This window comes from Luteibacter sp. dw_328 (assembly GCF_018449605.1).
Lineage (GTDB): Bacteria > Pseudomonadota > Gammaproteobacteria > Xanthomonadales > Rhodanobacteraceae > Luteibacter.
This window is the reverse complement of record NZ_JAAVUW010000013.1, coordinates 1-7260: the sequence shown is the minus strand read 5'-3', so window position 1 is coordinate 7260 and position 7260 is coordinate 1. Positions and strand designations below refer to the sequence as shown.

Annotated in this window: 5 protein-coding genes; 1 reads left to right on the top strand and 4 read right to left on the bottom strand. The window is 64.2% G+C overall.

Annotated features, from left to right (window positions below; all coding sequences use genetic code 11):
* From HB634_RS22710 to HB634_RS22700, 3 genes are all read right to left on the bottom strand, one after another.
* Positions 1 to 1203 (bottom strand): ESPR-type extended signal peptide-containing protein (locus tag HB634_RS22710; protein WP_345777529.1); only part of this gene is annotated, 1203 nt, incomplete at its 3' end.
* A gap of 223 nt (positions 1204 to 1426) precedes the next feature.
* Positions 1427 to 3391: a PA domain-containing protein gene (locus HB634_RS22705; RefSeq protein ID WP_213950222.1), complete on the bottom strand. Its 1965-nt coding sequence runs from the start codon at positions 3389 to 3391 to the stop codon at positions 1427 to 1429.
* Entirely contained in the window at positions 3388 to 3837 is a 450-nt protein-coding gene (locus HB634_RS22700; protein WP_213950221.1) for a hypothetical protein, read from the bottom strand. The genes HB634_RS22705 and HB634_RS22700 overlap by 4 nt, the downstream gene beginning before the upstream one ends.
* A 522-nt stretch (positions 3838 to 4359) precedes the next feature.
* On the opposite strand from HB634_RS22700, the gene HB634_RS22695 reads away from it, so the two are divergent.
* Entirely contained in the window at positions 4360 to 5145 is a 786-nt protein-coding gene (locus HB634_RS22695; RefSeq protein ID WP_213950220.1) for a TatD family hydrolase, read from the top strand.
* Positions 5146 to 5174: 29 nt separating this feature from the next.
* Here the strand turns inward: HB634_RS22695 and HB634_RS22690 are convergent, their stop codons facing one another.
* Positions 5175 to 6833 (bottom strand): Na+/H+ antiporter, encoded by a 1659-nt coding sequence (locus HB634_RS22690; protein WP_213950219.1) that lies wholly within the window; start codon positions 6831 to 6833, stop codon positions 5175 to 5177.
* Between the last annotated feature and the right edge of the window lie 427 nt (positions 6834 to 7260).

Here is a 7260-nt window from a genome sequence, read left to right as displayed (position 1 = left end):
GTCGCCGAGTGCATTCGCCACCGCACCCACGGCGGTCGACTGCGCGCCGCTTGCATACGCACCAACGCCGAGCGATGTCGCGGCAAACCCGCTCGCCTGCGCACTCGCACCGACGGCCGTGCCACCGACACCCGCACTGGTCGCGCCGGTATCGACTGGCACGCCGGCGTTCGTGATCAGCGGATTGCCGTCTGCATCGACCGCCACCCCACCGACAGCGACGCTACCCGGACCATTGGCCTGCGCACCTGCACCATAGGCGGCGCTGTTCTGTCCGGTGGCGACGCTGCCATAGCCGCTTGCCGTGGCGTTCGAACCCGTCGCCACCGCGCCGCTACCGGTCGCCGTTGCACCATCGGCGCCTGCGAAGGCACCCGAGCCCGATGCCGTGGCGTACTGGCCATTGGCCTGCGCATCATCGCTGCCGTCACCGTTGCCGTTCGCCTTGAAATAATGCGCGGCGTCGCTGGTGCTTTCCGCGAGGTTGTCCACCCGGGTCGATACACCGTCGACCTTCGTGGACAACGTGTCCACACGTGTGGACATGCCATTCACCGAGGTCGAAACCTTATCCAGCTGCCGTTTATTGACCGCATCGGTGGATTGCGTGCCGTCGGCGACGTTCACCAGCTGACGCTCTTCGTTGACCTTGCCGATCGACACCGTGTTGGCGCGATTGGCGACTGACCCATCGCCGAGGGCGACGGCGTTCTTCGCCGTGGCGCTCGCGTCCGTTCCGAAGGCGGAGCTGGCCGATCCACTGGCAAACGACGATTCACCTAGCGCAACACTATTCGTGCCGGTCGCTCGGGCATTCTGCCCCAGAGCCGTCGACCAGGCGCCGGAAGACTGTGCACTTTGGCCCAGCGCGACGCTGTAGTCGCCGCTGCTGTTCGCTGCCGTGCCGACTGCCGTGCTGTAGTTGCCGGCGGCCTTGCTCGAGGTGCCACAGGCGAAGGCATCGCTGCCCTTGGCGATGGGCGCCTTGCCCTGGATACCGAGCAGATAACCACCGCACACGTTACCGGCCTGCGCCGGCGCGCTACCCAGCGCCAGCATCACGCCGGCGGCCAGTGGAAGCGCGGCCATCGCGGCGCGCAGACGTCGGGAGGCGCCACCCTTTCCATTCGCGCGTGCCAGCTCCGATGCCACGACCAGGATGCCGAGCGATTTGTTCCAGACCTTGCTGTAGATGGTATTCACGTGAACCTTCCTCCCAGATGTCCGCTTGTTAGCGATCGATGCGCGGGCGCGCGGCGCGCGGCCCATCGCCAGTCCGTCGCGACCGCGGCGGACGAGGTGTCCCGAAGACCGGTGGCCCGAAAGCCGTCCAGCCGTCCAAACGTCGTGTCTGTTCCCCTGCCCGCGAAGCGGGCCCCACGAAGGTCGAGGCCCCGGTGAACCGGGGCCTCTTCCAGGTCATGCGTCAGAGCGTGTACGCACCCAGCACACTCACGCCGGAGTACGCCTTCTCACCCTTCACGGTCAGCGTCCACACGCCGGCCGCGGGTTTGGTGGCCGTGAACGGCTCGCTGTTACCCGGACGATTGGGCTGCGCTTTCACCACACCCTTCGGATCGGTCACCGAGATCGACACGTCGCCCGAGCCACCATAGGTGCGCAGGGTCAGCGTCTTCGCGTTGGCCGGTACCGTGAGCTGGTACGCGGTGGTCGAGGCGGCGGCACCCTTCTGGTTGTTCAGGGCGGCGTTGTTGGCGAGCACGATGGCCGGCGGTGCCGGCGGCGGGCCGAAGGCAGTGTACTGCTTTTGCGTTTCCGCATCGGACAGGCAGGCGTTAAGGCTTGTCGCCTGGCCGGCGGTGATAAGGCCGTCCGCGGCAAGCTGGCCTTCGTACGCCCTGATGCCCGCACGATAGGTGCCCACGTCGGCGGCGTTGCCGGCGAGGATCTTCGCGTTGGCGATCACGTTGGCACCGATGATGATGCCGCCCGGCACGAGTTTCGGAATGCCGGTGTCGCAGGTGAGCAGCAGCTGGTTGCTGCGGTCGATGCCCCAGCCGATATCCTGGAACAGTGCCGGCCCCAGGTCGAGGTCGATCTCACCACGGAGATCCTGGTTGATGGCGTATTCCATGATCGCGTTGGGTGTCAGACGCGTGTCGTAATGCGAGAACGACGATCCTTCCGCGAGTACCGCCGGCGCATAGATCTGAACGCCGTCGGCATTCGTTCCGGCAAGACCGGTGCCCTTGCCCACGGTGCCGGTGAGGCCTGCGAGGTTCGCCTTCAGCGTATTGCCGTCGACCTGGTTCACCAGGATCACCGGGATGGTCACCGGCGACACAGGCGTGCCACCCGGGGTGACCGCAGCGGGCTGGTTGTTGGCGAGGAGTACGGCTTTAGCGCCGGCAGCCTGGGCATTGAGCGACTTCGTTGCGAAGTCGCAGGTGCCGCGATCGATCAGTGCGACCTTGCCGGCGACGGCGGAGGCGTTGGTGATGGCGGCGCAGCCGTCGTTCGGCACAGCCTGCACCACGGCGCCCGAGAAGTTCGCCGCGGTGGCGGTCGGGCCGAAGCTGGCCTGGGCATACAGATAATCGCCGGCGGCGGCAGCCGGGGCGGTCACGCGATACACATCGGGCTGGCTCAACGCGAGCGGGGCTTCAGCAATCACCGTCGCACCGGCGAAGGCCAGGTGGCCATCATCCAGCGCGGCCGTCACGCGTTGGGCCGGCGTCAGATCGTCCCAGAACGTGCCGTCATGCTTGACGAAAGAACCGTAGATGTTCGGATGCGAGGTGGCGTCGCCCGGGAAATCCTGACCGGTCTGCAAGTCCGTAAGGTCCAGGAAGCCGAGGCCGTGCGACATTTCGTGCAACACGACGTTGAGGAAATCGATCTGTCCGTCGGGAACCTTGTGATCCAGGCCCATGTACCACTTCGAACCTTCGATACAACCGGGCTGGCCAAGTGCACCATTGAACTGGCTTTGGATGTCGGCATTGCCCGGGTCAAGATCTTCGCCAGCCAGCGCATCGGCCTCCGGCCCGGCATACCAGGTGTTGGCCTTGGCACCCGCCGGAAGGTTCGCGGCATCAAAGAAGAAGACAGACAAGGGGCCGGAGGACCCAAGTACACCGCCCGTGGCGTCGCATTCCAGCGGCTCGAAAGTAGCGTTATTGACGATCGTAACGTTGCTCTTCAGGTAAGCGCCATGAATGTCCGCCGCGAACTGGAAGACGTTCAGCGCCTGCTGACCGAAGGTCGTGCCCGGGTTGCCTCCCACGGGCGTGGCGGGCGTATGGTCGTCGAGACCCTGTCCCGTACCGACGTCCTGGTTAACGATCTTGATCTCGGCGGCGCTGACGCTCATGGCGCCGAACAGACCGGCTGCGAGAAGGGCTGAGTAGAGAAGGCCGCGGCGGATCATCGGGTAACCTCCGGTGCCTTGGGCGCAACCTGGGCGCCGTGGTCGTCATGGTGAATGCTGATGGATCCGTCCGCCGCGCGCGTGGCGACAACGCTGCTCATCCGCTCCTGGGGCAGGCGCATTCCGGTGGCTTTCGCTCCGCTCTGGAGGGTGACCTTGCGCGCCGTCTTCACCGCATCGGCGTTCGTGCGCGGTTGCGTGGAGAGCGATGTAACCCGGTTCTGTCGAGCCTGGAATGCCTTGGAGTATGCGGCGCGCTCAGCGTCGGTCGGCGCGCGGATCTTTCCGGTCGCCGGGTCGATGGCGACCTGCTGTCCGGCCTGGACGGCGCGGACCTGTGGAGTTGCCTGGGTCGCAGGGGTTTCCGCGGCGTGGACCGCTCCCGCGACGGTGAAGATGCCCGTCAGCACGAGGCCGATGGCCTGTGCCAGTGTTCGTGATGTCATTACGCATACCTCCCTAGTGCGGCGCCGGGACCCCTCCCTGCACGCCAGCCGACGAAGGCCCCCTCGCCGGCGCAAACACCTGAAGGATTCGACGTTCCCCTCAACGCAAAATCCGAAGACGACTTATGGCGCGGTACAACTCCGGATCGGCGGGTCGACAAGCGTCCCCGCAGCGGTGCGGTTTACCATCTGTATGTCCCCTTGCCCGTGGTACTGCGTGAGGCGAACCGGTTGCCGGCCGCCTTCCTTTTGAAACCCCTGCCTTGCATCCGTGTGACTGGTTTCGAGCTCCAACGGCGCGCTCCCGAGCGACGTCTTCTTGACGTCCGTCTTTGAAAACTAGCAGCAGGAAAATACGAACGTCAATCGTTTGACGGTAAGTTTTCGATAGACCAAATGGCCAAGCCGGAAACCCCGACGCAGCACGTTTGCGATGTCATTAGACCTTCTAATTCATGGCCTTGCGTGGCAATAACACGCTCGTCTTCACGTTCAAACCCTTGTCTCAAAGCGAAAGAAATCATGGACTTGATCGATATCGGAGCCAACCTGACCCACGAATCCTTCCGTCAAGACTTTGACGATGTGCTGACCCGCGCCCGTGCGCATGGCGTCGGCAGAATGATCGTGACCGGCGCCTCACGGGAAGGAAGCGAGCACGCGCTCGAGCTAGCCAGAGCCAGCGGCGGCGGCCTGTTTGCCACGGCGGGCGTACACCCCCATCACGCCGTGGACTACGACGAAGCCACCGACATCGTGCTCCGGCAACTCGCCAGGGAGCCGGAAGTTCGCGCCGTCGGAGAAACCGGGCTCGACTACAACCGCAATTACTCCCCACGGGACATTCAGAGGGTCGTCTTCGAACGCCAACTGGAGATCGCCGTAGACGTGGGCAAGCCTCTCTTCCTGCACCAGCGAGACGCACACCACGATTTCCTGGCCATCCTGAAGCGCTACCGCCACCGCGTTCCCGCCGCCGTGGTGCACTGTTTCACCGACACCGAAGAGGCATTGCGCGATTACCTCGACCTCGACTGCCATATCGGGATCACCGGATGGATCTGCGATGAGCGGCGTGGTGCGCACCTGCGCGAACTGGTGAAGCTCATTCCATCCGACCGGCTGATGCTCGAGACCGATGCGCCGTACCTGCTACCGCGAACGGTGCGGCCCATGCCCAAGGACCGACGTAACGAGCCGATGTACCTTGCGCACATTCGTGACGAAGTGGCACGCGATCGGGGGGAGTCGAAGGAAGCGCTGACGGACGCCAGTGTGCGTACGACGGAGGCGTTTTTTGGTCTTTGAGGCGAGCGCCCTTCGCCGATGATCGGCTCCTACCCGGAATGCAGACTCGTCAGCGACGCTTCCGCAAGGTCGATCTCACGCATCAACGTACGCAGCGTGTCGTCATTGATTTCATGGCTTCGACGAAGGTTGTACAACTCTCGACGCTCGGCACGCAGCGCCGCCAGACGCATGACGCGCTCCGTGCCCGCCTCGGCGCGTGCTTTCTGCGGAACATCTCCTTCATCACCCGCCGCTTCGAGCCGCTGCTGGTAATCCGCCATCACGCGCGAGGCAACGCGCGAGGCCAGCGCGATGGCATTGACGTCGCCGCTCTCGTCCACCCGCTGCTGTTCGTCAGCGATGCCGTGCAGTGCCGCTTCGGCCGAAAGCGCCCTTGCCCTGCGCTCCTCGCGAACACGGGGGTCTTCGCCCGGAAACTTCAGCCCCTTGACGGCCAGCGGCAGGCCGATCGCACCGATCGCCAACGTGCACAGAATCACGCCGCTGGCGAGAAGGATCATCAGGTGCCGCACGGGAAAGGGCACGCCCTCGCTCTTCATCAGCGGGAGTGAAAGCACACCCGCCATCGTGATCGCACCGCGCACGCCTGCAAGCGCCGTGGTCCAGACCATCCGCGTTCCCACCCTGGGTCGTTTTTCTCCGCGATGAAGCGCGCGCATCAGGACGAAGCGCAGCGACACCCAGACCCAGATAAAACGAAGGATGACCAGGGCCAGCGTGATCGCGAGAACATAGGCGAGCAGATACCAGAGCTCGCCGCCGCCCGCCTGCGCGAGATCACCCTTCGCGCCGTCGACGATGCCGGGAAGCTGCAAGCCGAGTAACAGAAAGATCAGGCCGTTGAAGACGAACTCCACCATCGACCACACCGCACCGTTCTGCATGCGTGTGGCTACGTAGCCACCCTTGAGCACGTCGGTGTAGTTCATTGTCATCCCGGCGGCGACGGCGGCGAGGATGCCCGAGACGCCAAAATGCTCGGCGAGCAGGTAAGCGGCGAAAGGAAGCAGCAGGAGCAAGGCGACCTGGCTGGCCGGATCCACCTCGCCACTCCAGCGCACCAGGCGCCGGCGGAAGATGCCGAACGTATAACTCACCAGCACGCCGGCGAGGATGCCCCCCAAGGCCATCACCCCGAAGTCGATCGACGCCTTGCCCAACGAGAAGCTGCCGGTGATCTCCGCCGCCACAGCGAACTGCAGGGCGACCAGGCCGGAGGCGTCGTTGAGCAGCGCCTCACCGGAAAGCACGTGCATCAGTCGCGAGGGGATCGGCGTTTCGCCGGTGATCGAGGTGACCGCGACCGCGTCGGTCGGCGAGAGCACGGCGGCCAGCGCAAAGGCCACCGCCAGGGGTACGGTCGGGATCAGCCAGTGAACGAAGTACCCGACACCCAGGATCGTGAAGAAGACCAATCCGACGGCAAGGGCGAGGATGGGCCCGCGCAAGAGGAACAGCTCGCGCTTGGGAATGCGCCACCCGTCCGCGAACAGAAGTGGCGGGATGAAGAGCAGGAAGAAGAGTTCATGGTCGAATTCCACATCCATGCCGAACGGCTGTGCCAGAAGGGCACCCAGAGCGATCTGCAAAATCGGCAGGGGAAGCCGGACCGGGAGCACCCGGACGATGGCGCCCGAAAGCGCGACGACGAGGAGGAGGACAAGAATCGTGATTACCAGTGCCATTTCCCGACGTTAAACGGGGGTGTCACAGCAGGCAAGACGCCTGGCACTTGCAACGCAAGTTCTTGCGGTTTGCCCCGCAAGTAGTTGCTTAGGACTTTTTCCTATTGTTACGAATGACGGCAATACTTTACGTTGTTTTCACGCGCCGCTTCGGCGCTGTCGTCAGCTCGCCTCAGGGGACATGATGAGCGGGTGCGACTTTCGCCATGGATGACGTCTTGCACGATCTTTTTGGGGAGCAAAAGAAATGCCAAACCACGCCATTGCGCGCACCCCTTTCGATTGACGACGTGACGCCGCCCGCCCGGTAAGAGGCGTTCGGCCGAGCGACATTCTTCCAGTTGGTTTTCCGCCCGCCGATGCTTTCGGCGGAACGTCCGCGTGCCGCGCGGATGCGGACGACTTCACCCGTTTATTCGTCACGCGT